General features: G+C 65.7%; 20 protein-coding genes. 11 read left to right on the top strand and 9 right to left on the bottom strand.

Annotation, left to right across the window (positions count from 1 at the left end):
• Window positions 1-13 precede the first annotated feature (13 nt).
• A complete protein-coding gene (locus ACVWZM_RS39255) occupies window positions 14-1099 on the bottom strand; it encodes a COX15/CtaA family protein (protein WP_168855922.1) in 1086 nt (361 codons plus the stop codon).
• Window positions 1100-1292: 193 nt separating this feature from the next.
• Between ACVWZM_RS39255 and ACVWZM_RS39250 the strand changes: the two genes are divergently transcribed.
• The gene (locus tag ACVWZM_RS39250) at window positions 1293-1502 is read left to right on the top strand and encodes a DUF2842 domain-containing protein (RefSeq protein ID WP_016844954.1); all 210 of its coding nucleotides are present in this window, start codon (window positions 1293-1295) and stop codon (window positions 1500-1502) included.
• On the opposite strand, the gene ACVWZM_RS39245 is transcribed toward ACVWZM_RS39250, so the two are convergent.
• A complete protein-coding gene (locus ACVWZM_RS39245; protein ID WP_168855923.1) occupies window positions 1499-2527 on the bottom strand; it encodes a polysaccharide deacetylase family protein in 1029 nt (342 codons plus the stop codon). The genes ACVWZM_RS39250 and ACVWZM_RS39245 overlap by 4 nt on opposite strands.
• Window positions 2528-2694: 167 nt before the next feature.
• On the opposite strand from ACVWZM_RS39245, the gene ACVWZM_RS39240 reads away from it, so the two are divergent.
• On the top strand, window positions 2695-3888 hold the full coding sequence (locus tag ACVWZM_RS39240) for a GNAT family N-acetyltransferase (RefSeq protein WP_456855949.1): 1194 nt from the start codon (window positions 2695-2697) through the stop codon (window positions 3886-3888).
• 4 nt (window positions 3889-3892) lie between these two features.
• Here ACVWZM_RS39240 and ACVWZM_RS39235 read toward each other — a convergent pair whose 3' ends face one another.
• Window positions 3893-4831: a LysR family transcriptional regulator gene (locus tag ACVWZM_RS39235; RefSeq protein ID WP_076825290.1), complete on the bottom strand. Its 939-nt coding sequence runs from the start codon at window positions 4829-4831 to the stop codon at window positions 3893-3895.
• 323 nt (window positions 4832-5154) lie between these two features.
• Here ACVWZM_RS39235 and ACVWZM_RS39230 point away from each other — a divergent pair, with 323 nt between their 5' ends.
• Window positions 5155-6492 carry an MFS transporter gene (locus ACVWZM_RS39230; protein WP_016844958.1) on the top strand — a complete coding sequence of 446 codons (1338 nt, stop codon included), beginning with the start codon at window positions 5155-5157 and terminating at the stop codon, window positions 6490-6492.
• Window positions 6493-6542: 50 nt separating this feature from the next.
• Here ACVWZM_RS39230 and ACVWZM_RS39225 read toward each other — a convergent pair whose 3' ends face one another.
• Window positions 6543-7502, bottom strand: a complete 960-nt coding sequence (locus tag ACVWZM_RS39225) for a LysR family transcriptional regulator (RefSeq protein WP_076825288.1) — start codon at window positions 7500-7502, stop codon at window positions 6543-6545.
• A 139-nt stretch (window positions 7503-7641) separates the two neighbouring features.
• Here ACVWZM_RS39225 and ACVWZM_RS39220 point away from each other — a divergent pair, with 139 nt between their 5' ends.
• A complete protein-coding gene (locus tag ACVWZM_RS39220; protein WP_076825404.1) occupies window positions 7642-8622 on the top strand; it encodes a Bug family tripartite tricarboxylate transporter substrate binding protein in 981 nt (326 codons plus the stop codon).
• Between the two features lie 9 nt (window positions 8623-8631).
• On the opposite strand, the gene ACVWZM_RS39215 is transcribed toward ACVWZM_RS39220, so the two are convergent.
• Entirely contained in the window at window positions 8632-10974 is a 2343-nt protein-coding gene (locus ACVWZM_RS39215; RefSeq protein WP_456855947.1) for a GumC family protein, read from the bottom strand.
• Between the two features lie 175 nt (window positions 10975-11149).
• Between ACVWZM_RS39215 and ACVWZM_RS39210 the strand changes: the two genes are divergently transcribed.
• From ACVWZM_RS39210 to ACVWZM_RS39195, 4 genes are all read left to right on the top strand, one after another.
• Window positions 11150-11761, top strand: coding sequence for a polysaccharide biosynthesis/export family protein (locus ACVWZM_RS39210; protein ID WP_076825284.1), 612 nt, complete (start codon window positions 11150-11152; stop codon window positions 11759-11761).
• A gap of 3 nt (window positions 11762-11764) precedes the next feature.
• Window positions 11765-12904 (top strand): glycosyltransferase family 4 protein, encoded by a 1140-nt coding sequence (locus ACVWZM_RS39205; protein ID WP_229190295.1) that lies wholly within the window; start codon window positions 11765-11767, stop codon window positions 12902-12904.
• Window positions 12905-13019: 115 nt separating this feature from the next.
• Window positions 13020-14564, top strand: a complete 1545-nt coding sequence (locus tag ACVWZM_RS39200; protein ID WP_057020669.1) for an undecaprenyl-phosphate glucose phosphotransferase — start codon at window positions 13020-13022, stop codon at window positions 14562-14564.
• A gap of 146 nt (window positions 14565-14710) precedes the next feature.
• The gene (locus ACVWZM_RS39195; protein ID WP_076825280.1) at window positions 14711-15979 is read left to right on the top strand and encodes an O-antigen ligase family protein; all 1269 of its coding nucleotides are present in this window, start codon (window positions 14711-14713) and stop codon (window positions 15977-15979) included.
• Here ACVWZM_RS39195 and ACVWZM_RS39190 read toward each other — a convergent pair.
• Window positions 15951-16445, bottom strand: a complete 495-nt coding sequence (locus tag ACVWZM_RS39190) for a MarR family transcriptional regulator (RefSeq protein ID WP_141341084.1) — start codon at window positions 16443-16445, stop codon at window positions 15951-15953. The genes ACVWZM_RS39195 and ACVWZM_RS39190 overlap by 29 nt on opposite strands.
• 122 nt (window positions 16446-16567) lie before the next feature.
• On the opposite strand from ACVWZM_RS39190, the gene ACVWZM_RS39185 reads away from it, so the two are divergent.
• A complete protein-coding gene (locus tag ACVWZM_RS39185; RefSeq protein ID WP_310885897.1) occupies window positions 16568-17767 on the top strand; it encodes an FAD-dependent oxidoreductase in 1200 nt (399 codons plus the stop codon).
• Between the two features lie 178 nt (window positions 17768-17945).
• On the opposite strand, the gene ACVWZM_RS39180 is transcribed toward ACVWZM_RS39185, so the two are convergent.
• From ACVWZM_RS39180 to ACVWZM_RS39170, 3 genes are all read right to left on the bottom strand, one after another.
• Window positions 17946-19121 (bottom strand): saccharopine dehydrogenase family protein, encoded by a 1176-nt coding sequence (locus tag ACVWZM_RS39180; RefSeq protein WP_076825278.1) that lies wholly within the window; start codon window positions 19119-19121, stop codon window positions 17946-17948.
• 66 nt (window positions 19122-19187) lie between these two features.
• Window positions 19188-19970, bottom strand: coding sequence for a DUF169 domain-containing protein (locus ACVWZM_RS39175; RefSeq protein ID WP_076825277.1), 783 nt, complete (start codon window positions 19968-19970; stop codon window positions 19188-19190).
• Between the two features lie 86 nt (window positions 19971-20056).
• Window positions 20057-20851, bottom strand: coding sequence for a YdcF family protein (locus ACVWZM_RS39170; protein ID WP_083714900.1), 795 nt, complete (start codon window positions 20849-20851; stop codon window positions 20057-20059).
• 66 nt (window positions 20852-20917) lie between these two features.
• Between ACVWZM_RS39170 and ACVWZM_RS39165 the strand changes: the two genes are divergently transcribed.
• Both ACVWZM_RS39165 and ACVWZM_RS39160 read left to right on the top strand, forming a co-directional pair.
• Window positions 20918-21859: an acetamidase/formamidase family protein gene (locus ACVWZM_RS39165; protein WP_076825275.1), complete on the top strand. Its 942-nt coding sequence runs from the start codon at window positions 20918-20920 to the stop codon at window positions 21857-21859.
• Between the two features lie 195 nt (window positions 21860-22054).
• Window positions 22055-23881: an AMP-binding protein gene (locus ACVWZM_RS39160; protein WP_076825273.1), complete on the top strand. Its 1827-nt coding sequence runs from the start codon at window positions 22055-22057 to the stop codon at window positions 23879-23881.
• Window positions 23882-23999: the final 118 nt, after the last annotated feature.

Raw genomic sequence — 23999 nt, 5'->3', positions numbered from 1 at the left:
AGAGGTTGATCGATCAACCGGGCTGGCCGACCGCAACGAGGGTCGGCTGATCCCGCTCGGTCCGGCGCGCGGCGAAGCGCTCGGCCTGCAGCACCGCGAGCGTCAGCACGACGATGGCGACGGCCTGGTGCGTCAGCGCCAGATCGATCGGCACCTGATGCAGCAGCGTCAGGATGCCGAGCGTCGCCTGCAGCGTGATCGCCGCCACCAGCCACCAGGCGCCGGCGATCACCGCGCCGCCGGCGCGCGCGCGCATGGCATCGATCGCATGTGCGATCGCCAGCGCGAACAGCAGATAGGCGGTCATGCGATGTTCGAACTGCACCGTCAGCGTGTTGTCGAACAGATTGCGCCACCACGGTGTCTCGAACCAAAGCCGGTCAGCCGACGGAATGAAGCCGCCGTCGATGTCGGGCCAAGTATTATAAACCCTGCCCGCGCGCAGCCCCGCGACCAGCGCGCCGAAATAGAGCTGCACGAAGGTCAGCACGAGCAGCACCGCGCTCGTGAGCTTCAGCCTGAGCGGCGCGATCACGCTTGGGCGGTCGGTCAGGCGCCGCAGCGTCCAGACGATCGCCGCGAAGATCAGAAGCGCCAGCACAAGATGCGTCGCCAGCCGATACTGCGATACCTCGATGCGTTCAGAGAGGCCGGACGCGACCATCCACCAGCCGACGCCGCCCTGCAGCGCGCCGAGGCCGAAAATCACCCACAATCGCCGGCCGAGTTCGCCGCTCACCGCGCCGCGCCACAGGAAATACAGGAACGGCAGCAGATAGGCCGCGCCGATCACGCGGCCAAGCAGCCGGTGGCTCCACTCCCACCAGAAGATCGTCTTGAATTGCTCGAGCGTCATCCCGGCGTTGAGCTCGCGATATTGCGGGATCCTCTTGTAGCCCTCGAAGGCTTGGGTCCACTGCGCCTCGGTCAGCGGCGGCAGCGTACCGGTCACCGGCTTCCATTCGACGATCGACAGGCCGGACTCGGTCAGCCGCGTGGCGCCGCCGACCAAGACCATCAGGGCGATCAGGGCGGCCACCGCGACCAGCCATACCCTGACGGCGCGAAGCTGCGATGTCTTTGCGGAAATACCGGCCATTTCGCCCTGACTTGATTGGATTTTCGGGCCCCTTATAGTCCGCCGCGCCCGCGGCGCAAGCCGCCGTCCGGAGCCTCGTTTCCGATCAAGTCGGAAGCAAGCTCCAGAACGTTGTTTTGACGCGTTTTCTTTGCGCGAACCGGTGCCCGCTTCGCTCGAAACCGCCCTGGATCACGAGTTGCAAATATCCGCCATGGCCATACGCACCCGCAAACTGCTCGGAACCATCTTCCTGCTGATCCTGGTGGTGGTGTGGTCGCTGCTTGGCATGACGGTCGCGCAGACGCCGTGGCTTGCCAATTCGGGGCTGCTGCAGGCGATCTTCTACGTCGTCGCTGGCCTCGGCTGGGTGCTGCCGGCGATGCCGATCGTCGCCTGGATGTCGCGGCCCGATCGCGCCTAAGTAACGTCCTGGTCGCGCGCGCTGCGCGTCGGCCGCACCGGCGCGAACATCACGCCCGACAGCAGTACCCGCATCATCCGCAGCGAGCGCACGCGGCCGTCCCATGCGATGCGCGGCAGGGCGTGAAGGTTGGTGCGCCCCTGCGCCTCGATGACCCCTGGTATGGTCGACACCGCGCTGGCAAAGCCGGCCTCTTCGGCCATCACGACATGCGGACGGCCGAACGCATCGCGGTCCCCGAACGGGAATGCGAAATGTCTGACCTGCCGCCCAAGCGCGCTCTCGGCCACCGCCTTGCCCATCGCCATCTCGCGCTGCGCGTCGGCATCCCTGAGGCTCGACAGCGCCGGATAGTTCACGGTCGCGCTGCCGAACGTCACGTTCGGATCGGCGGCAAGCTTCGCCAGATCCTGCCAGTCGAGTGACGCATTGCGTGACAATTGGGCTGCGTCGGCCGAATAGCGCCTGGCGAGATCGTTCAGCGCGTAGGACAGGTCCGACGGCGGCAGCTTGCGCAGCCAGCCGGACAGGAAATCGAACAGCTCGTATTTGTCCGAGAGATTTGAAATCGCGAAGTGCCGCTCCCGGCCGTCGATCATCATGCTGATGCGGTTTTCGCGCGCGATGATTTCCTCCAGCACCAGCCACCACGCCACGCCGACGCCATCGGGAAAGGCCGTCGGCAGATACAGCGCGAAGGGAACGCCGTGCCTGGCGAGCACCGGCCAGGCATGGGTGACGATGTCCTTGCTGGCGCCGTCAAAGGTCAGGCAGGCAAAGCGCCGGCGCTCCGGCAAGGTCACCGCGCGGCGGCAAGCCTCATCGATCCTGACGATGTCATACCGCCAGCGCTTCAACCCACGGATCGTGCGATCGAGGAAAGCCGGCGTGATCTCCTGGGACTTCAGCGGCTGAAACCGGCCGCGTCGCGCGGGACGAACGCGGGCGAAGCGCAGGATCACCCCGGCGCCGCCGCTCTCGCGTTCCCGCAGCTTGAAGGCGCCACTGAAATACGCGAGCTCCATTCCGGCCCGTCGTAAAATCCCGCTGTCCGGCGCCAAGATCCCCGTCCTTGTCAGGCGGTTCCCGCACACCGCCGCGGCATTGTTCTTACTCTTTGTTGACATTTCCCTGCGAAGGTCGGCCCCAGCCGAGAACTGTAAATTAATACCCTAAAATTTCGGGTTCCGAGATGACCATGGCGGCGGCAATCGAAGGCCAGACGGCCGAGACGCGGGCGTGGCCGAACGCGATCCGCGTCGCCGGCGTCGACATCTTTCATGATCTCACCGCGGCCGAAGCGACCTGGCGCGGCTTCGAGACGTCGCAGCACAGCTACACGCCCTATCAGCGGTTCGATTTCCTCGCCAGCTGGCAACGCCAAGTCGGCGAGCGCGAGGACCTGCGGCCCTTCATCGTCGTCGCTCATGACAGCGAACGCCGGCCGCTGCTGCTGCTGCCGCTCGCAATCGAGTCCCGCCTCGGCGCGAACTGCGCGAGCTTCATGGGCGGCAAGCATACGACCTTCAACATGGCGCTGTGCGAGAAGGATTTCGCCGCCAACGCGACGGAAGCCGACATCGCGGCTTTGATCGGATCGATCGCCGAACGCTCCCGCGCCGATGCGCTCGTGCTCTGCCAGCAGCCGCTGCGCTGGCGGGACCTGCCGAATCCGCTGGCGCTGCTGCCGCGCCAGGCTTCGGTCAACGACTGTCCGGTGCTGGCGATCGAGCCTAGCGCGGCACCGGCGGCGCTGATCAGCAACTCGTTCCGCCGCCGCCTCAAGGGCAAGGAGCGCAAGCTGCAGGCGCTGCCCGGCTACCGCTATTACGTCGCGAGCGAGAGCGCCGATGTCTGCCGCCTGCTCGACTGGTTCTTCCGCGTCAAGCCGCAGCGCATGGCCGAGCAGAAGCTGCCGAACGTGTTCGCCGAGCCGGGCATCGAGCAGTTCATTCGTGCCGCCTGCCTCGCGCCGCGCGCCGACGGCAACGGCTACGCGATCGACATCCACGCGCTGGAGTGCGACGAGGAAGTGATCGCGATCTTCGCCGGCGTGTCCGACGGTCATCGCTTCTCGATGATGTTCAACACCTACACGATGTCGGCCAATTCCAAGTTCAGCCCCGGCCTGATCCTGATGCGCGATATCATCGATCGCCATGCCGGCCTGAACTACCGCGCTCTGGATCTCGGCATCGGCTCGGACGAGTACAAGCGGCTGTTCTGCAAGGACGATGAAGCCGTCGTCGACAGCTTCGTTCCGCTCAGCTTGCGCGGCAAGCCGGCGGCCAGCGCGCTGTCGGCCATCAATCGCGCCAAGCGCGCTGTGAAGCAAAATCCGGCGCTGTTCGAGATTGCCCAGAACCTGCGCAGCATGTTCCGCTGAGTGTTCAGCGCGCCGCGTCGCCCTGCTCTGCGCCGCCATTCGGTACGCCGAGCCGTTTCATCGCGTCGAACAAGAGTGCCGCAGCGGGTGACAGCGCACGCTTGCGCAACTTGATCAGGCCGTAATTCTCCAACAACAGCCTGTCGCGCAGGCGCAGCACCTTGAACCGCTGCGGATCGACCAGATCGAACACCAGCATGGGGACCGGCACGATCGCGTCGATGCCCGCGGCAATTCCGACCGATGCGAAAAACGACTCGGTGTTGATGACCCGGCGCGGCGGCGTCACGCCGCGGCTCATGAACAGCCTCTCGAGTGCCTGGCGCATGAAGGATTCGCGCGGCTGGCAGATCCATTGCTGGTCGGCCATGTCCTCCAGCTCGACCGTCTCGCGGCCGGCCAACGGATGCTCCGCGCGAACGAGCAGCACCGCCTCCTCCGCGCCGATCTCGTAATAGTCGAATTGCCGGGGGTCGATGCCGGCGGGAATCCTGGCGATGACGAAATCGAACTCGAGCGCCAGCAGTCGCGTGATCAATGGCGGGCTGGTGCTGACATCGAGCGAGATGTTCACCCGATTCAGCTTTTCGCCGAGATACTGGATCACGTCGACGACGAGGTCGATGCTCGGCTTGGCGACTGTTCCAACGGAGACGGTGCCGAGCTCACCGGATTTGTAGCCCGCGAACTCGTCGGTGACCTGGTCGAGATCGGCCAGCACGCTCTTGCCGCCACGGATCAGGATCGATCCATAGGCCGTCGGTTCGACGCCGCGCGCCGTGCGCTCGAACAAGGGAACCCGCGCCAGCGCCTCGATTTCGGCAAGCATCTTCGATGCCGCCGATTGGGTGATGTTCAACCGCTCGGCGGCGAGCTGCAACTTGCGCTCATTGTCGAGAGCGACCAGCAAGCGCAGCTGGCGCAGTTTCAGATTACTGATCACGGCCCGCCACCATCCTGCCCGGCAAGGGCCCTTTCCGTTCCGATTAAGCCGGAACGGGGCTCCAGATTCTGCTTTGAGGCGTTTTCTTGACGCGAGCGAGCAGCCACTTCGCCGGAAAACGCTCCAGGGTTCCCGCGTTTATACCGCGGTGCATCATGACAGTTTCGCCGTGGCTCCATTCCCAAATGCCATTAGTCACGCGGCAGTCGATTACACAACAATGAAGAAGACTTGCAAGAGCAACGCGACGAACCGCTGCGGGTGCGCCAGGTGCCGCCCCGAACAGCGCAGTGATCGTCTGCCGAATCGAAAAACAGGAAGGGATGGGAACGATGAGCGACGATGTCGAGAAGCGCGCGATCGGAAAGATGATGCGACGGCTGATTCCGTTCCTCATCCTGTGTTACTTCGTGGCCTATCTCGATCGCGTCAATGTCGGCTTCGCCAAGCTGCATATGAACGCGGCGCTCGGCCTCAGCGAGGCCGCCTACGGGCTCGGCGCCGGGCTGTTCTTCATCGGCTACTTCTTCTTCGAGGTGCCCTCCAACATCCTGCTGGAGCGGTTCGGTGCGCGGCGGTGGATCGCCCGCATCATGATCAGCTGGGGCATCGTCTCGGCCGCATTTGCCTTCATCCCGCAGATGTCCGCGGCGAGCGGCCTGTCGAGCGAATGGATCTTCTACTTCCTGCGCCTCCTGCTCGGCGCCTGCGAAGCCGGCTTCTTCCCGGGCATCATCTTCTATTTGACGCTCTGGTTCCCGTCGGTGTACCGCGCGCGCGTCATCAGCCTGTTCATGCTGGCGATCCCGATCTCGAGCATCATCGGGGCGCCGATCTCGGGATTGCTGCTCAACCTGTCGGGCGCCGGCCTGACCGGATGGCAGTGGCTGTTCGTCTGCGAGGCATTGCCGTCGGTCCTGGTCGGCTTCGCTGTCCTGACCTTCCTGCCGGATTTTCCGCGCCAGGCAAGCTGGCTGCAGCCCGACGAGGTCAAGTGGATTCAGACCACGCTTGAGCGCGAGCGGCAGCAAACCGAGGCCGTGGAGCATATTTCCGTCCTGCAGTCGCTCACCGACTCGCGGGTCCTTGCCTGCGCCTTCGTGTATTTCTGCCTCAACGCGGCAAGCTACGGCGTCGCATTCTTCCTGCCCACCATCATCAAGGCGTTTGGCGTCACCGACACCCAGACCGGCTTGATCGCGGCCCTGCCCTTCGTGTTCGGCGCGGTCGGCATGGTGCTGCTCGGCCGCCATTCCGACAAGACCGGCGAGCGGCGATACCATGTCGCCGGCGCGCTGACGCTCGCCGCCGTCGGTATCGGCCTTGCCGGGCTGGTGTCGAATCCGGTGCTGATCGTCGCCCTGCTCTGCCTTGCGCAGATCGGCGTGTCGGCGGTGCCGCCGATGTTCTGGCCGATGCCGGCAGGTATCCTGACCGGCGCCTCGGCGGCGGCAGGCATTGCCGCGATCAACTCGCTCGGCAACCTGTCAGGCTTCGCCGGCCCATTCGCCGTCGGCTATCTGAAGGACCTGACGGGCAGCTTTACGGCAGGGCTGCTGCTGCTCGCCGTGATGGGACTGATCGGCGCGCTGGTCACGATCAGGCTGCGGATCGATCCGGTGCTCGAGCGAACCGCGCGCGAGCCGATGATGGCGCACTAGGCATCGGGCGCCTCCACCGGATGGGATGGGAACGGCGCCGGTAATGCCTGTCACCTGCCGGCGGCCGCCTTGCTTGCGGCCGCCTTGGCGATCTCACGGATGCACGCGATGAAGATCTCGGCGGTCGGCCCCAAGGTGCGGCCTTTCAACGTGACGATCGCGGCCGAGACGGCGGCCGCTCGCGGAAGCTGAACCGGAAGCTCCTTCAGCCCGAGATCACCGCCGGCAAACCGCGCGACCGAGCCCGGCAGCACGGTGATGAAGCGGCCGGTCGCGGCGAGCCGGCAGCACAAATGAAGCGACAGCGTCGTGATCGGCGCGCTTGGCATCTGCATTCCGAATTCGCGAAACGTCTCCGCCACCGCGGCGCCCGGAAAGGTGTCCGGCGGAGGCAGCACCCAGCGCTCGTGTGCGAGGTCGGCCAATTCGAGCCTGGACGCGCGCGCCCATTTGCTTCGCCTTCCCGCGACCACGACGCGCCGATCATCGAGCAAGGGCTCGACCGCCAGGTCCGTCTCGTCAAACGGCGTCGGCGTCCATCCAAGCAACAGATCGATGTTGCGCTCGCGCAGTTCGCGGTAGCGCAGATCGCTGAGAACGGTCTGCGCGACATTGATGCGGATGCCGGGATGCTGCCGCGTGAAGCGGTCGATCGCCACCGGAAGCAAGCCCGCTGCGATGCTCTCCGTGCTGCCGATGCGCAACTCTCCGATGCTCGGATCGGCCAGAAACTCGAGCTCCTGCAAGCCCTGGGTAAGCTCGTCGAAGATCGAGACCCCGCGTCGCACCAGAGCATGGCCATAGGCCGTCAGTTCGATGCCGTTACGGCAACGATCGAATAGCCGAAGGCCGAGCGCGTGCTCCATGTCGCTGACCGCCCGCGAAATCGCCGGCTGCGACACCGCGAGCTCCGCGGCAGCCTTCGCCATGCTGCCGCGCTGCGCGATAACGAGCAGGATGTGCAGGTCGCGCAGCTTGATCCGGCGTCGGGCACGCTCGATGTCCTGCATCAGCGATCCTTACCAAAACGGTTATGGACGCCTCAGACACTAGCATTGGACGTTTATCCCCGCCTCACGCATCCTCCGCGTGCGATGACGCAGATCGTCGCGCCCCGAACGGCGCGGCTCGACGACCATGGAGGCATGCATGTTGACCCGTCGCGACGTCCTGACCGCGTCAGCGGCCGGTGCCGCGCTCGCCGCCGCAGGCCTGGTCCGGCCAGTCGGCGCGCAGCCCCGCCTGAAGACCGCCCATATCCTGACCGGCTACACGCCCGGATTGCCCGACGCCGTCGCAAGGCTCGTTGCCGGGCAGATGAAGGACTATGCCGACTCCATCGTCGTTGAGACCCGGCCCGGCGCGAGCGGCCGGATTGCGATCGAGGCGGTAAAGAACGCCGAGGCCGATGGATCGGTCATGCTGCTCGCGCCGCTTGGGTTCATCGCGCTGTTTCCACACACCTACAATGCGCTCGCATACACACCGCAGGACTTCACGCCGGTATCGACCGTCGGCTCATTCGCGACGCTGCTGGCGATCGGCCCGAAAGTCCCGAACGATGTCAGGAGCCTCGCCGACTTCGTCGCCTGGTGCCGCGCCAACCCGACACAGGCGACCTACGGCACGCCGGGCGTTGGCACCACCCTGCATTTCATCGGTGCGATGCTCGGCCGAACCGCGGGCTTCGACTATCTCCACGTGCCCTATCAAGGCAGAGGGGCGGTCCAGGATCTCCTGAAGGGCGAGATCGCGTCGGCGGTGATGCCGATCGACAGCCTGCTGGGTCAGGTCCAGTCCGGACAGCTTCGCGCTCTGGCGACGACCGGTCCCAGCCGTCTCAAATCCCTCCCCGATGTGCCGACGGTGGCGGAAGCCGGTTACCCCGGGCTTCAGGACGTGACCTGGTTCGGCATCTTCCTGCCGGCGAAGACGCCCGCGGCAATCGTCGCGCAACTCAACGGCGCGATCCAGGCGTCATTGCGCAGCGACGAGGTCAAGTCCGGCATGGCCAAACTGTCGGTCGACGTCGACGCAATCGCGATGAATGACTTTGCGCAACTGCTCGCCACCGAATCCGATCGCTGGAAAGGGATCGTGCGGGCGACCGGATTTACCCCGACGGGCTGACGGTGGCGCTCAGGCAGCCACCACCCGCGGGCCCCTCACAGCCGCTTCCGACGCCGCGCAGGGCTTGCTCAGCATCGTCACTTCGGCGAAGCCGACCGCCCTGAGTTGCTCGACCATCGAGTGGCGGGCATCCTGCGCCATGGTGGCGTCGGGCACGACGACCGCCTGCGCCTTCGCGGTCAGCAGTTCGGCCGGCAGGTCGAGGGCCGAACCGGCGTCGAGCAGCACGTGGTCGTAGACCCTGAGCAGCGCATCGATCGCAAGGGCGAGCCGCGGGGATTGCAGATGCGAGCGATCGAAGCCCGGACGCCCGGCGCTGACGATCTGAACACGCGACTGCCGGTCCTTGGTGATGATCTGCGCGAAGGTCGCCTCGCCCTGCATCAGCTCGGCAAGGCCGGGCGCCGCCGGATCGACGGTCGCCGACGTCAGCACCGGCGAGGACGCGACGAGATCGACGACGACAACCTTGGCCTGGCGCGCCATCAGACGCGCCAGCGTCAGGGCGGTCAACGTAACGCTATCAGCCGCGGCCGGGCCGAGCACGGTGACCTTGTGGGCGGCGGGACCGGCGGCGACAAGGCGCTCGGCGAGCTCATCGATCTCGTCGGCAGTCTGGGCGGACTCAGGCTGCGGCGGAGGTTCATAGGCAGCCGCAGGCTCCAGCGGCAGTTCGGGCTCCACGGCCGGCTTCGGCGCGACCGGCGATGCGAGCGCGGGTTCAGGGGGCAGCGCCGGCGCGGGCTGGTCCACGGTTGCGGCATCCATGACCGGCTCGCGGCGCCTGATCACGGCAGCCGCCGGCGCGAAGGCGCGGCCAACCGCACCGGGCGCGGAGATGCGCAGCAGCTCGCCGGTGATGATGATGCCGGATGACAGCAGCAGCGTCGCCAGCGTCGCGATCAGCACGATCGGCAGCTTCTTCGGATAGGCCGGCGTATTCGAAACCGAGGCGCGCGAGATGATGCGACCGTCGGTCGGCGCGGCCTCGATGTTCTCGCGCGCCGTCGCCTCGCGGTACTTGGCGAGATAGGCCTCCAGCAGGTCGCGCTGCGCCTTGGCTTCGCGCTCCAGCCCGCGCAGTTGCACGTCCTGGCTATTGCTAGACGACGCCTGCCTCTTCGACTGGTCCAGGCTCGCCTGCAACGCCATGACTCGGCCATCGGCGACGCGGGCGTCATTGTCCAGCGAGCGCGAAACCTTGCCGGCTTCTTCGCGCAATTGCCGGTCGAGATCGGCGATCTGCGCCTTCAATTCCTTGATGCGCGGATGGTTGTCGAGCAGCGTCGACGACTGCTCGGCAAGCTGCGCGCGCAGCGTGCCGCGCTGTTCGGCCAGCCGGCGGATCAGCTCGGAATTGAGCACCTCCGACGCCTCGATCGGCTTGCCGACCTGAAGCATCTCCCGGATCAGCCGTGCCTTGGTCTCGGCATCCGCCTTCAGCGCGCGGGCATTGTTGAGCTGCGTGTTCAGCTCACCCATCTGCTGGTTCGACAGCGGGATGTTGTTGGTGCCGACGAACAGGCTCGACTTCGAGCGGAATTCCTCGACGCGCGAATCCGCCTCTGCGACCTTGGTGCGCAGCTTGTCGATCTCGCCGAGCAGCCATGTGCTGGCGGATTTGGCCTGGTCCTGCCGCGCGGCCTGCTGCAGCACGAGATAGCCGTCCGCGATCGAGTTGGCGACGCGCGCCGCAAGCTCGGGATCCTCGGACTGGAACTCGATTACCATGACGCGCGACTTGTCGACCGCAAAAGCCTGGAAGCGCTCGTAATAGGAATCAAGCACCCGCTCTTCCGGCGTCAGGCTGAACGGGTCACGGCCGATGCCGAACAGCGCCAGCAGCGACTTCAGCGGCGAAAAGCCCCGCAGCACCGGATCGAACTCCGGACGTTCGGCCAGCTTGTTCTTCTTGATGATGTCGCGCGCGAGATCGCGCGACAGCAACAGCTGCACCTGGCTCGTCACCGCCTCGGCGTCGAGCGAGGTGCGCTCCAGGTCGCGCTCGCCGTTCGGACGCAGGAAGGCGTTCTCGCGATTGTCGATCAGGATTCGCGCTTCCGACTTGTAGCGCGGCGTCACGACGTTGACCGCGGCAAGCGACAACGCGAACACCAGCACCGTCGGCACGATGATCCAGCCGCGCTTGCGCGCCAGCGCGCGGCCGAGCACGTGCAGGTCAAGATCGGCCGCCTCCGCCGGACGGGCCGGCTTGTCAGGAGCAGGCTTGTCGGGATCAGGCTTGGGCGCAGCCGGCTTCACGACAGCTTCGTCGGCAACGGGCGCAGACTTCGGCAACGCCCGTTGCACGACGGCCTTATCCTTGCCTCTACGCCAGAATGCAAAACGCATAACGAACCCCCGCGGACACCGCGACTCCATCTCAATGGGGCGATTACAGTCCATTAAGGTTGCCGCTGGGTTAATCGGTGGGGTTGACGGGCATGGCCGCCACCACCCGCCCCGTCATTCTTTGTTAACCATGGGTGCCGTTAATCGGAGCCGATATTGTCGCGGGATTCCTTGCATGCGCGATCTGCGCGCTCCCCTTATTTGTCTGGTCGCTGCGCTCGCGCTGTCGGGCTGCATTGGCCGAACGTCGCCGCTTGCCGGTGACCCCGGTCTCGAACCGATGGCGTATGCTGCGCCCGTGGCCTATGCCGATCCCGCACCGACGCGCGAGGGCTATAATCTCGGCCCCGGCGACAAGCTCCGCGTTGTGGTCTATGGCCAGGAAGGGCTGACCAACGCCTATGCGATCGACGCCGCGGGCGCGATCACCATGCCGCTGATCGGCTCGGTGCCGGCGCGCGGCCGGACGCCCGCCGGGCTTGCCGCCGAGATCACCGCGCGGCTGCGCAACGGCTTCATCCGCGAGCCGTCGGTCGCAGTCGAGATCGAGGCCTACCGGCCGTTCTTCATCCTCGGCGAAGTCCAGGCCCCCGGCCAATATCCCTATGTGCCCAACATGACGGTCGAAAGCGCGATCGCGATCGCCGGCGGCTTCTCGCCGCGCGCCAGGCGCGACGAGGTTACCGTCACCCACACCAATGCATCCGGCGCCGGCCGCTTCGTCGCTCCCCTGGGCACGCCGATCGGCCCCGGCGACACCGTGTTCGTCGGCGAGCGCTGGTTCTGATCGATGGCGCAGGATCAAAATCAGCAACCGCCCCTCCGCATCCTGCACGTGGTGCGTGCCCCGGTCGGCGGCATCATTCGTCACATCCTCGACGTCGCCAACGGCCAGATCGAACGCGGCCATCATGTCGGCATCGTCGCCGACAGTTTGACCGGCGGCGCGCGGGCCGACGCGGCGCTTGCCGAGATCGAGCCGCGGCTCAAGCTCGGCGTCCACCGCGTCGCGATACGCCGTGAGCCGCGCTTCGCCGACTTCATGGTCTGGGCCCACATCGCCGGCCTGATCCGCAAGCTGAAACCCGATGTCGTCCACGGGCATGGCGCCAAGGCCGGCGCCTATGTCCGGCTGCGGCGGCGGTCGGGCAAGGTGATCCGGGTCTACACGCCGCATGGCGGCTCGCTGCACTACCCGCTCGACACCTGGAAGGGCCGCTTCTACAGCCAGCTCGAGCGCACCCTGATGAACAGCACCGACCTGTTCCTGTTCGAGAGCGCGTTTGCCCGCGACACCTATCAGCGCACCGTCGGCAAGCCGGCAGGCCTCGTGCGCTGCGTGTTCAACGGCGTCACCGCGGAGGAGTTCGAACCGGTCCCCCGCGCCGACGATGCCACCGACGTGGCCTATGTCGGCGAGTTCCGGCGCATCAAGGGCGCCGATCTGCTGATCGACGCGGTGGCGAAGCTGCGCGCCGAGGGCAAGCCGGTGACGTTGACGCTCGGCGGCGACGGCGAGGAATTCGAGCGCCTCAAGGAGCAGGTGAAGCGGCTGTCGCTCGGCGAGGCCGTCCGCTTCATCGGTCACGTCAAGGCGCGCTATGGCTTTTCGAAGGGCAGCCTGCTCGTGGTGCCCTCGCGCGGCGATTCGATGCCCTATGTAGTGATCGAGGCGGGCGCGGCCGGCGTTCCGATGATCGCCGCCGATGTCGGCGGCATCCCGGAGATCTTCGATACCCACACCGACGCCCTGTTCGCGCCGAGCAATGCTGGAGCGATGGCCGACGCGATCAAGGCCGCGCTCGACGATCCCGCCGCGACCGCGGCGCGCGCCGAGCGATTGCGCGAGCGGATTTCGGAACATTTCTCGCAAAGCGCGATGGTCGAGGGGGTACTGGCCGGCTATCGCGACGCATTTGCCAAACGTTAACCACTTCTTGCACACGTAACCGTTTCTTCCGATTTGTCCCCTTAAGTCACGCCCGGGGGAATTTTCGTGCTGCGCGCGGATGCCCATCTGCATGCGCAGGAATGGACGTGGACTCGTGGAACCGTTTAACGCACGCTCGATGCTGGATGCCGCTGCGTCTGCGACGGCCGCTCAGCCGCAGATCGAACGGCGCCGGCGCCTCTCGCCGGCCGCGCTCGCCGTTACCAACCAGAAGGTTCGCGGCGCCTACTCGCCGGTTGTGATCGCCGGCGTGGTTCGCCTCGCCGACTTCGTGCTGCTCAGCCTGGTCGGCGTCGGGCTCTATCTCGCCTATGTCAGGCCGCTCGCCGGCGGCAGTATTCACTGGGGGTACATCGCATCGATCCTCGGCATGTCGGCTGCCGCCGTGGTCTGCTTCCAGGCCGCCGATATCTACCAGGTGCAGATCTTCCGCGGCCAGCTTCGCCAGATGACGCGCATGATCTCGTCGTGGGCCGTCGTGTTCCTGCTGTTCATCGGCATCTCCTTCCTGGTCAAGCTCGGCGGCGAGGTCTCGCGGGTCTGGCTGTCGTCGTTCTTCTGCGTCGGCCTTGCGGTGCTGATCGCCGAACGGCTGCTGCTGCGATCGATGGTGCGCGCCTGGGCGCATGACGGCCGGCTCGACCGCCGCACCATCATCGTCGGAGCAGACCACAATGGCGAGCAGCTGATCGAGGCGCTGAACGCCGAGGATGATTCCGACATCCATCTGCTCGGCGTGTTCGACGACCGCAATGACGATCGCGCCACCAACACCTGCGCCGGCGCACCGAAACTCGGCAAGATCGATGACATCGTCGAATTCGCCCGCCGCACCCGCGTCGACCTCGTGCTGTTCGCGCTGCCGATCTCGGCGGAGACCCGCATCCTGGAAATGCTGAAGAAGCTGTGGGTGCTGCCGGTCGACATCCGCCTGTCGGCCCATACCAACAAGCTGCGCTTCCACCCCCGTTCCTATTCCTATATCGGCAAGGTGCCGACGCTCGATATGTTCGAGGCGCCGATCACCGACTGGGATCTGGTGCTGAAATGGCTGTTCGACCGCGTGGTCGGCGGTCTGGCCTTGGTTGCGGCGCTGCCGGTGTTGGGACTGGTGGCGCTCGCGGTGAAACTCGACAGCCCCGGCCCGGTGCTGTTCCGCCAGAAGCGCTTCGGCTTCAACAATGAGCGGATCGACGTCTACAAATTCCGCTCGCTCTACCACCATCAGGCCGACCCCACCGCCTCCAAGGTGGTGACCAAGAACGATCCGCGCGTGACCCGCGTCGGCCGCTTCATCCGCAAAACCTCGCTCGACGAATTGCCGCAACTGTTCAACGTTGTGCTGAAGGGCAATCTCTCGCTGGTCGGCCCGCGCCCGCACGCCGTGCAGAGCAAGCTGGAGAACCGCCTGTTCGACGAGGCGGTCGACGGCTACTTCGCCCGCCACCGCGTCAAGCCCGGCATCACCGGCTGGGCGCAGATCAACGGCTGGCGCGGCGAGGTCGACACTGACGAGAAGATCCAGAAGCGCGTCGAATACGACCTCTATTACATCGAGAACTGGTCGGTGCTGTTCGACCTCTACATCCTGCTCAAGACCCCGTTCTCGCTGCTAACGAAAAGCGAGAACGCGTACTGATCGAGGCGGGTTCAAACCGCACGTCATTGCGAGCGCAGCGAAGCAATCCACGCTGCCGCTAGGGGATAGGTGGATTGCGTCGTCGCTGACGCTCCTCGCAATAACGGGTGTCAGGTTCTGTGTCCGTTGCGTTGCGTGAGTATCCGATGGCCTATGCGGCGACAGCCGGGACGACCCATTCGCTGACATCAGCACCAACGGGCGTGCTGGCGCTGCAGCGGGCGCTGGTGTGGCTGGCCGGCGCGTCCGGCGCCATTGTGTTCATCGAGCCGAGCCCGTATGAGCTCGTCACGCTGACTGCCTGCGTGCTGTTCTTCGCCACGGGCCTGCGCATGCGGCTCGTGTTCATGCCGCTGCTGTTCACATTGATCGTGCTCAATGTCGGCTACAGCATCGGTGCGGTGCCGTTCCTCGACAAGCCGGAGGTGGTGAACTGGATCCTGACCTCCTGGTACATGGCCATCACCGTCATCTTCTTCGCGATGGTGATGTCGGAGGATACCGAAGCCCGCCTCGACATGCTGCGCCGCGGCCTGATCGTCGGCGCGATGATCGCTTCGCTCGCCGGCATCGCCGGCTACTTCCGTCTGGTGCCCGGCGGCTACGACCTGCTGACGCTGTATGACCGCGCCCGCGGAACCTTCAAGGACCCGAACGTGCTCGGCGCCTTCCTGATCCTGCCGGCGCTGTTCACGCTGCAGAGCGTGGTCTCCGACCGCTTCGGCAAGGCGCTCCGCAACGCCATCGCCTTCGGCATCATCTCGCTCGCGATCCTGCTGTCGTTCTCGCGCGCCGCCTGGGGCGGCCTCGTGATCACCGCGGCCTTCATGCTGGCGCTGATGGTGTTCACCAGCCGCTCGCAGGCGCAGCGCTCGCGCATCATCGTGATGACCTTGATCGCCGCGATCCTGGCCGTGGCGCTGATCGCTGTGCTGCTCTCGATCGGCTCGGTCGCGGACATGTTCAAGCAGCGCGCGAGCTTCGACCAGAGCTATGACGAAGGCCGCTTCGGCCGGTTCGGCCGCCACATCCTCGGCGCCCAGATGGCGCTCGAGCTGCCGTTCGGCATCGGGCCGCTGCAATTCCACACCTACTTCCCCGAGGACACCCACAATTCCTATCTCAACGCCTTCATGTCGGGCGGCTGGATCTCGGGGATTTGCTATCCGGCGCTGGTGTTCGTCACCGCGATCATCGGCTTCCGCTACATCTACATGCGGGTGCCGTGGCAGCGCGGCTATCTCGCGGTCTTCTCGGCGTTCCTCGGCTTCGTCGGCGAGAGCTTCATCATCGATACCGACCACTGGCGGCACTTCTGGATGATGCTGGGCACGATGTGGGGCATGTATGCGGCAGCCGAGCACTACCGCGCGACGTCGGCACGGATCATCGACGAGTCTTCGGCGGCATCTTGAGACTGGCGCGCTGCTCCGGCGGCATGTCGATCACCGCCTTCAATGCTCCGGTCGCTTCCAGCACGCCCTTATAGCCGTCATTGGCGAAGCGCAGCAGCAAGCGCAGCTCGTCGTCGGTGTAGCTGCTCCACAGCTTGAGCATCGCCTCCTGCATCGGCACGTAGAACTTGCCGATCTCCGCCGCTTTTTCCTCCACCACCGAGATGAAGACCTTGCGGCGGTCGCTCTCGTCCCGCTCGCGGCGCACGTAACCCGCCTTCTCCAGACGATCGACCACGCCGGTGATCGCGCCGGTGGTCAGCCCGGTGACCTCGGCGAGGCGCCCCGCGGTCACACGCCCCTCAAGGTGCAGGATGTCCATGCATTCCATGTCGGAGTTGGAGATTCCGGCCATGTTTGCAACGGCTTGGCCGTACATCACGCCCTGCGCGGATGACCGGCGCATCGCCTCCTCGAGTTCCTGCATCAGCGCTTCGCGCGACGTCGTGCTTGACAAATCGGCTCCTATATCTTACTCGCCTAACATCTTATAAACTAAGATAATTAGCAACTGACCTTTCCTATCCCACACGGATGCTGGAGCAAGGCATGACCTCACGTCCCCGTAAAGCTCTGATCATCGGCGCCGGCATCGCAGGCCCTGTCACCGCGATGTTCCTGACCCGCGCCGGAATCGAGACCGAGCTCTATGAAGCCTGGCCCTACTCCACCGGGATCGGCGGCGGGCTGCAGATCGCGCCGAACGGCATGCACGTGCTGGCGGAGCTCGGCCTCGCCGACGAGTTGATCCGCAACGGCTCGATCGCGGAGTCCTTCGACTTCTATTCGCAGGGCGGCAAGAAGCTCGGCTCGCTCAACCAGAACATGCAGCAGCGCTTCGGCCAGCCCGCGGTGAACATGTGCCGCGCGACGTTGAACGAGACGCTGATCGACAAGGCCTGGGCCTCCAACGTCTCGGTGTTCTTCGAGAGGAAACTGGTGAAGATCGAGGACCGCGGCGATCAGCCCGTGATCGCCTATTTCAACGACGGCACCACCGCCGAGGGTGATTTCGTGATCGGCGCCGACGGCGTGCACTCTGCGGTGCGGCGCCATGTGATCCCTGACGGCCCGACGCCGTTCGACACCGGGCTGATCGGCTTCGGCGGATTCGTGCCCCGCGCGGTGATCGAGAAGCTGCCGATCGGCCAGAGGGTGGCGACCACGTTCGGGCAGAGCGGCTTCTTCGGCTTTGGGATGTGCAGCCCCGATCCGGACACGGGCGCGATGTGGTGGAGCACGCAGCCGTCGCACGGCATGACCGCGGCGGCCTACCGGTTGCAGAGCCAGGCCGCGATCAGGCAGCATCTGCGCGATTTCCACGCCGGCTGGCACGCGCCGATCCCCGAGATCATCGAAGCCGCCGAGAATATCGTGGTCACCGACACGCTCGACGTCGCGACGCTGCCGACTTGGTCGCGCAAGCGCACCCTGTTGATCGGCGACGCCGCGCACGCGACGAGCCCGCATGCCGGCCAGGGCGCATCGCTGGCGCTGGAAGACGCGCTGCGGCTCGGCATCCTGATGCGCGACGGCCAGGAGCTCGGCATGACGTTCCAGGCTTTCGAGCACGAGCGGCGCCCGCGCGCCGAGAAGATCGTGGCGATCGCCCGCCGCAACGGCAACAGCAAGCGCGAGTTCAGCCCGACCGGCGCCTGGCTCCGCGATCACATGTTGAAGCTGCTGCTGCCGGTGTCGTCCAAGGGCATGGACTTCATGTACGCTTATAATCCGCGCGCGGCGGCGTAGCGCCTCTCCCTCTCCCCGTCCTTCACGGGGTCGAGACGAGCGAAGCTCGCTCTTAGAGGGTTGGGGTGAGCGGCTCTCTCCACGAGCAATGCGATCGGACGGACCTGTACCCCTCACCCGGATCGCATCTGACGATGCGATCCGACCTCTCCCCGCAAGCGGGGCGAGGTAAGCGAAGCTACTTCTCGACCTCGAACGTCAGCCCGGCGTGATCGATCAGGCGCTTGATCAGCTTGTGCTGCATCGCCGCTCCCGGCGTCCAGAAGCCGGCGGCGACGTCGGGTGTATCGCGCAGCAGGCAGATCGCGCATTCGGAGATCATCTTCGAGGTCGAGCCGTAGCCGGGATCGCGATCGCCCTTGATGCCGGCGCGGACCATGCGGCCGTCGGGCGCGACCGCGAGATAAAGCAGATCGTAGCGGCCGTTCTCGCGCTCCTCCTTTGACGGCCCCTCGCCCGGCTTCGGCGCGCTTGGGCCGGTCTTCTCGGAATTCAACGCCATCACCTTCTTGGCGTTGGCCTCGCCCTTCTCGCCCGGGCCGGTCAGGACCATCTCGTCGTAAACGAAGTCCCGTCCGTAGGGAAAGCCCATCAGCATGTTGGAGCGGTGCACGTTGCGCGTGTTGATCAGCGCCATCATGAACGGCGCGGTCCAGGAGTGCAAATCCTCCTCATAGGCCGGCTTGCTGCCGCGTGGCTGCTTCGGGCCCTCGAAGCCCGGCGTCAGCGCGAAAGGGTTGTTGAGGATCGCAACCAGGCTGAGGTCCTTGGCGACCGCATCGAAGGTCGCCTTGGCGCTCGCCGCGGTGCCGCCGGACAGCGTGCCGCGCATGTCGCGCACGCGGCCCTTGATGCGCGGCGCCGGCGCGCCGAACACGCGCCTCGCTTCCTCCTGCACGAAGAACGCGCCGAGTTCGAACGGCACCGAGTCGAAACCGCAGGAGAACACGATGCGCGCGCCGCTGGCCTTCGCGGCGGCTTCGTATTTGTCGATCATCTGCCGCATCCAGATCGGCTCGCCGCAGAGATCGAAATAGTCCGTGCCGCTTTCCACGCAGGCCGCGATCAGCTCGTTGCCATAGAGCTGATACGGTCCGACCGTCGAGATGACAGACCTGGTTTGCGCAAGCATCGCCTTCAGCGAGGCGGCATCGCCGGCATCGGCGACGATCAGCGGCGTGTCGGCGGGCGCGCCGATCGCGTCGCGTACCGAGGCGAGCTTGTCCTTGCTGCGCCCGGCCATCGCCCATTTCAGGCTGCCGACGCGATAATGCGCCGCGAGATATTCGACGACGAGCTGGCCGGTGAAGCCGGTCGCGCCGTAGACGACGATGTCGAGTTTCGACGAGGACATGGATCAGGCTCCCTGCGCAGCGAATTGGGCGCCCTTTTGTCATCGCGGGCGCGGCGACGCAATCGGCTATTTCTTGTACGAGACGCCCATGCCGGCGCGCACGTCGGCCTGGATGCCGTAGGGCGCGATCGGGTAGCGCAAACCGTTCTTGGCGAGCTGCTTCATGCCGGCGATCGCCTTCACCAGATAGGCCGGCGGCAGCGCCATCAGCATCTCCTCGTCGGGCACGCCGCCATAGCGGCGCTCGGCGAAGCACGGCAGCGACAGGCTCGGCTCGCCGGTCTTCAGCGCCCGCCCCCACGAATCCGCGCAGGCGGTTTCGCCGACCACGCCCCACTCGAACTTCTTGTAGCCGGTGTATTGCAGCCCGTTGATCAGGATGATCATCTGTCCCGGCGTCGCATAGACGAGGCAGATGTCGGGCGGGTTGAGCCGTCCGCTGGTCAGCGGGCTCACCGCCATCGCCTGGTACTGGCCGTAAGGCACCACGTCGAGCGCCTCCTGGCGCTTGCGCGCGTCTTCGGCGGTGCCGTGCCAGACGCCGACATAATTCTCGCCGGCAAGCCATTTCTCATCCTGCGGCGCGAGCCCGATCACGGCGCGGCATTGCGCGCCGACCAGATCGTCGCCGGTGATGCCGACGGTCCAGCCGAGCCGCGAGGCCATGCTGACGATCTGGTCCGTGGTGTGGACCGCCGACGGACGGCGAATCTTCGGGATCGCCTCCATCTCCTCGGCGCGCGCGAACATCTTGATGCCGATCACCGTGGTCTTCAGCCGCAGCAGATTGTTCAGATCGGTGACGATTGCGCCGAGGTCGAACTTTTCCGGCGGTGTCTGCTGTTGCATGGCGAAAACTCCCGTGATCGGCGGCTTGGCGCCGCCTGTTGATTTGATGTTAGGATTGGCCGTTGGAGGCGACAAGTGCCTACGCCTCAACGTGCAGCCGGTCCCGGCAACAAATCGTCGGTCTTGCCGGCCAGATGATAGGCCAGAAGCCCGACCCACTCCCGCGTGCCGAGATCAGTGCGCGACAGGCCGTCGATCGCAAGCGTCGCGAAGCTGAAGACATCGCCGACGCGCCAATCGACCGGATAGGCCTCGACATTGAATCCCGCCTTGCGGAACAGCCCGACCGAGCGCGGCATATGGTAGGCCGAGGTGACGAGCAGCCAACGCTCGCCCGGCTTGGGATCGACCAGCGCCCTGGAGAATTCGGCGTTCTCCACCGTGTTGCGCGAGCGGCGCTCGATGATCAATCGCGACCTGGCAATGCCGAGCCCCTCGAACATCTCGGCGGCATAGTCGGCTTCGCGCGCATCGTTCGAGATCAGGTTCGCGCTGCCGCCGGTGAACACAAGGCGCGCATTCGGATATCTGCGCGCGAGCGTCGCCGCCGCGATGACGCGATCGGCGGCGCTGCGCACCACCGGCGTGCCATGTGCAACCGACAGATCGGCATCGATCGAGCCGCCGAGCACGATGATGCCGTCCGGCGCGCCGCGCGAGGCATCCCATGGCGGGAAGCGCTGCTCCAATGTGGAGATCAGGACATTGCCGAGCGGCGAGAAGCCGCAGATCGCGAGCAGCAGCAGCGCGGCCACCATCAACCTGCGGCCGAGGCGCGCAAACCGCGTCAACAGCAGCACGGTGCCGATCACGCCGATACCGATCAGGAAGTTGATCGGCAACAGCATGATGCCGAGCGTCTTGGAGAGCACAAAAAACAAGAGAAGCCCCTGCGAAGTTCTGCTACAGCGTCATACGCTGCTGGGAAACCAATCAAAAGCCGTCACATGACCTATCATCATCTGAAGTCGAGCCCTGAAACCTGCCATTGGGGCTTCTTTGAAGCCAAGCTGAAACCGGTTCTGACCGTTGCGAGCGGCGACGAGATCACGATCGAAACCGTCAGCGGCGGCCCGGACGTGGTGCCCGACCGCGGCAAATTCTTCGTTCCGCCGGAGCTCGACGAGATCCATGCGAAGTGCGAGCGGATGGTACCCGGACACATTCTGACCGGCCCGATCGCGGTTGCCGGCGCCGAACCCGGCGACGTGCTCGAGGTCGATATTCTCGACGTTCAGCTGCGACAGGACTGGGGTTACAATCTGATCAAGCCATTGTCCGGCACCCTGCCCGACGATTTCCACGAAACACGCGTCCTCAACATCCCGCTCGATCGCGGGCGCATGGTCGGCCGTATGCCCTGGGGGCTCGATCTGCCGCTCAAGCCGTTCTTCGGCGTGATGGGCGTGTCGCCGCCGCCGGCCTGGGGCCGGATCTCCTCGCTGATCCCGCGCGCGATGGGCGGCAATCTCGACAACAAGGAGCTCGGCGCCGGCGCCAAGCTCTATCTGCCGGTGTTCGTTCCGGGCGCGCTGTTCTCCTGCGGCGACGGCCATGGCGTGCAGGGCGACGGCGAGGTCTGCGTCACCGCGATCGAGACCGCGCTGACCGGCCGCTTCCGCCTCACATTGCGCAAGGATATCAAGCTCGCCTATCCGCGCGCAGAGACCGCGGATCATTACATGACCATGGCGATGGATCCCGATCTCGACCAGTGCGTGGTGCGGGCGCTGCGCGACATGATCGTGCTGCTCGGCGAGAAGCGCAATCTGTCGCGCGAGGACGCCTACACGCTGTGCAGCCTGGCCGCCGACCTGCGCGTGACGCAGACGGTCAACGGCTCCAAGGGCATCCACTGCATGATCGCCAAATCGGTGGTCCACGGGTAACCACGCACGTCATTCCGGAGCGATGCGCAGCATCGAATCCGGAATCTCGAGACTCCCCGGTGCGCAATTCGCGCACCTGAGGTTCGGCTCGGCGAGCCGCCCCGGAATGACTGAGTGCTATGGCCGCACTTGTGTTCCGCGAGCACGGCTCGATACAATCCCCGTCCCAACGAACAAGAATGGACGGGGACGGATATGCTGAAGGACAGGCTTTCGCCGGCCGACGAGGCTGCGCGCGACAGGGAAATGCAGGAGACGCTCGCGGCATGCCCGCGCATCCTCGACCTCATTGCCCGCGGCCCGCAGGGCGCTCCGGACGCTGAAGCCGCGATCTATCTGCGCTCGCCGCTCGATCCCAACCCGGTCGTGATCTCGAACGATCACTTGATGGGCTGCATCAAGGCCGCTGAAACCTATTTCCGTAAGCACGGCATCGGCAAGGACGACGCGGTGGCTGTCCTGCTCCCGGCGTGCCCCGCGACCGTCGTCGCGATCTTCGGCGCAGCCGCCTGCGGCGTCGCCGAGCCGCTCAATTTGCTGTTCACGCGCGAAGCGATCGTCGCCCAGCTCAATGCGATCAATGCGAAGCTATTGCTGGCGCCGCCGCCGGGCATGCCAGGCGGGCTCTATGAGAGGGTCGAGGGCCTGCAGCGCGAGGTGCCGTCCCTGAAGCACATTGTGATCGTGCCGCTCGACGGCAGCATCGCCTTCGACGGTGAGGTGCTGCGGCCTGATCCCGCCTGGCGCGACGACTACGGCATGTCCAAGGACATGAGCGAGGCCGACCGCGTCGCCGTGATGCTCCCGACCGGCGGCACTACCGGCCATCCCAAGGTGGCGCGGCTCACCAACCGCGCGATGGTCGCCTCCACCGTATCCTCGCGGATGGCGCTCGATTTCCATCGCGGCGAGCGCGCGATGATCACGATGCCGCTGTTCCATGTCGGCGGCCTTTTCTGCACCACGGCCAATTCCCTGGCGGCCGGCACGACGATGGTCATCCCCGGTCCCGCCGGCGCGCGCGATCCGGCGCTGGTCCGGCACTTCTGGCAGATCATCGAGAAGTACCGCATCAACATCGCCGGCAACGTGCCGACGATACTTGGCGCCCTCGCCGATATCCCGGTCGCGGACAGCGACATCTCGACCCTGCGCGTCACCGCCACCGGCGCCTCGATCTGCCCGCCGGAGATCGAGCGGCGTTATCTTGCGACCTGGGGCGGCTCCTGCATCCAGCAGCTCTACGGCATGACCGAGCTCGCCGGCGCCATCACTCACGATGTGCACGGCGTGAAGCCGCGCGCCGAGAGCGTCGGCACCCGCAATCCGCTGGTCGAGCTTGCGATCCTCGACGGCGGCAAGCTCCACACCGGACCGTGGCCCTCGCCGGTCGGCGAACTGCTGACCAGGGGCCCGCAGGTGTTCGCCGGCTATGTCGACAAGAAGCAGACCGAGGAGGCGTTCCGCGACGGTTGGCTGCGCACCGGCGACATCTGCCGGATCGATGCCGACGGCTTCGTCTACATCATGGGCCGCGCCAAGGACGTCATCATCCGCGGCGGCCACAACATCGATCCGCGCGCGATCGAGGACGCCGCGCTGGCCTTTCCGGGCGTGGCGCTTGCCGCAGCCGTCGGACGTCCCGACGCCTACGCCGGCGAAGTGCCGATGCTGTTCGTCTCGGCGCAGCCCGGCTCCCATATCGATCCGAACGCGCTCGCCGCCTTCGTGCAGGACAACATCCTGGAGCCGCCAGCGCGCCCGCGCGTGGTGTCGGTGATTCCGGAGATGCCGGTGACTCCGGTCGGCAAGATCTTCAAGCCGAAGCTGCGCGAGATCGCCGCCGGCGAGGCCGCGCGCGAGCTGCTGGCGCTGGAAGGATTGTCCGGCGAGGTCAGTGTCGACGCGATCACCGATCCGTCCCGCGGGCTGTACCTGAGCGTGAGCGCGCCTCCGGACAAGGCCGAGAAGGCTGAGCGGCTTCTCAAGAAGTTCCCGGTCAAGGTCGAGTTACGGCCCTAACACGTTCATCTATCTTAATAATTCGATGCCCAAGCGCGCTGGAACTCGCTTCCAGCGCGCTTGGGCGCGGCTGGCTGTTTCTTGCCGCCCACGGCTTGACGAACTGCCGCATTCCTAA

The sequence above is a fragment of the Bradyrhizobium sp. USDA 4501 genome (assembly GCF_054062115.1).
The sequence above is the reverse complement of the archived record's forward strand: the minus strand, read 5'-3'. Positions and strand labels throughout refer to the sequence as shown.

Bases quoted from the DNA above. Each gene is read 5' to 3' on its own strand.
- ACVWZM_RS39255 (WP_168855922.1), bottom strand. From the start codon at position 1,099: ATGGCCGGTATTTCCGCAAAGACATCGCAGCTTCGCGCCGTCAGGGTA.
- ACVWZM_RS39250 (WP_016844954.1), top strand. From the start codon at position 1,293: ATGGCCATACGCACCCGCAAACTGCTCGGAACCATCTTCCTGCTGATC.
- ACVWZM_RS39245 (WP_168855923.1), bottom strand. From the start codon at position 2,527: ATGGAGCTCGCGTATTTCAGTGGCGCCTTCAAGCTGCGGGAACGCGAG.
- ACVWZM_RS39240 (WP_456855949.1), top strand. From the start codon at position 2,695: ATGACCATGGCGGCGGCAATCGAAGGCCAGACGGCCGAGACGCGGGCG.
- ACVWZM_RS39230 (WP_016844958.1), top strand. From the start codon at position 5,155: ATGGGAACGATGAGCGACGATGTCGAGAAGCGCGCGATCGGAAAGATG.
- ACVWZM_RS39225 (WP_076825288.1), bottom strand. From the start codon at position 7,502: ATGCAGGACATCGAGCGTGCCCGACGCCGGATCAAGCTGCGCGACCTG.
- ACVWZM_RS39220 (WP_076825404.1), top strand. From the start codon at position 7,642: ATGTTGACCCGTCGCGACGTCCTGACCGCGTCAGCGGCCGGTGCCGCG.
- ACVWZM_RS39215 (WP_456855947.1), bottom strand. From the start codon at position 10,974: ATGCGTTTTGCATTCTGGCGTAGAGGCAAGGATAAGGCCGTCGTGCAA.
- ACVWZM_RS39210 (WP_076825284.1), top strand. From the start codon at position 11,150: ATGCGCGATCTGCGCGCTCCCCTTATTTGTCTGGTCGCTGCGCTCGCG.
- ACVWZM_RS39205 (WP_229190295.1), top strand. From the start codon at position 11,765: ATGGCGCAGGATCAAAATCAGCAACCGCCCCTCCGCATCCTGCACGTG.
- ACVWZM_RS39195 (WP_076825280.1), top strand. From the start codon at position 14,711: ATGGCCTATGCGGCGACAGCCGGGACGACCCATTCGCTGACATCAGCA.
- ACVWZM_RS39190 (WP_141341084.1), bottom strand. From the start codon at position 16,445: ATGCAGGAACTCGAGGAGGCGATGCGCCGGTCATCCGCGCAGGGCGTG.
- ACVWZM_RS39185 (WP_310885897.1), top strand. From the start codon at position 16,568: ATGACCTCACGTCCCCGTAAAGCTCTGATCATCGGCGCCGGCATCGCA.
- ACVWZM_RS39180 (WP_076825278.1), bottom strand. From the start codon at position 19,121: ATGTCCTCGTCGAAACTCGACATCGTCGTCTACGGCGCGACCGGCTTC.
- ACVWZM_RS39175 (WP_076825277.1), bottom strand. From the start codon at position 19,970: ATGCAACAGCAGACACCGCCGGAAAAGTTCGACCTCGGCGCAATCGTC.
- ACVWZM_RS39165 (WP_076825275.1), top strand. From the start codon at position 20,918: ATGACCTATCATCATCTGAAGTCGAGCCCTGAAACCTGCCATTGGGGC.
- ACVWZM_RS39160 (WP_076825273.1), top strand. From the start codon at position 22,055: ATGCTGAAGGACAGGCTTTCGCCGGCCGACGAGGCTGCGCGCGACAGG.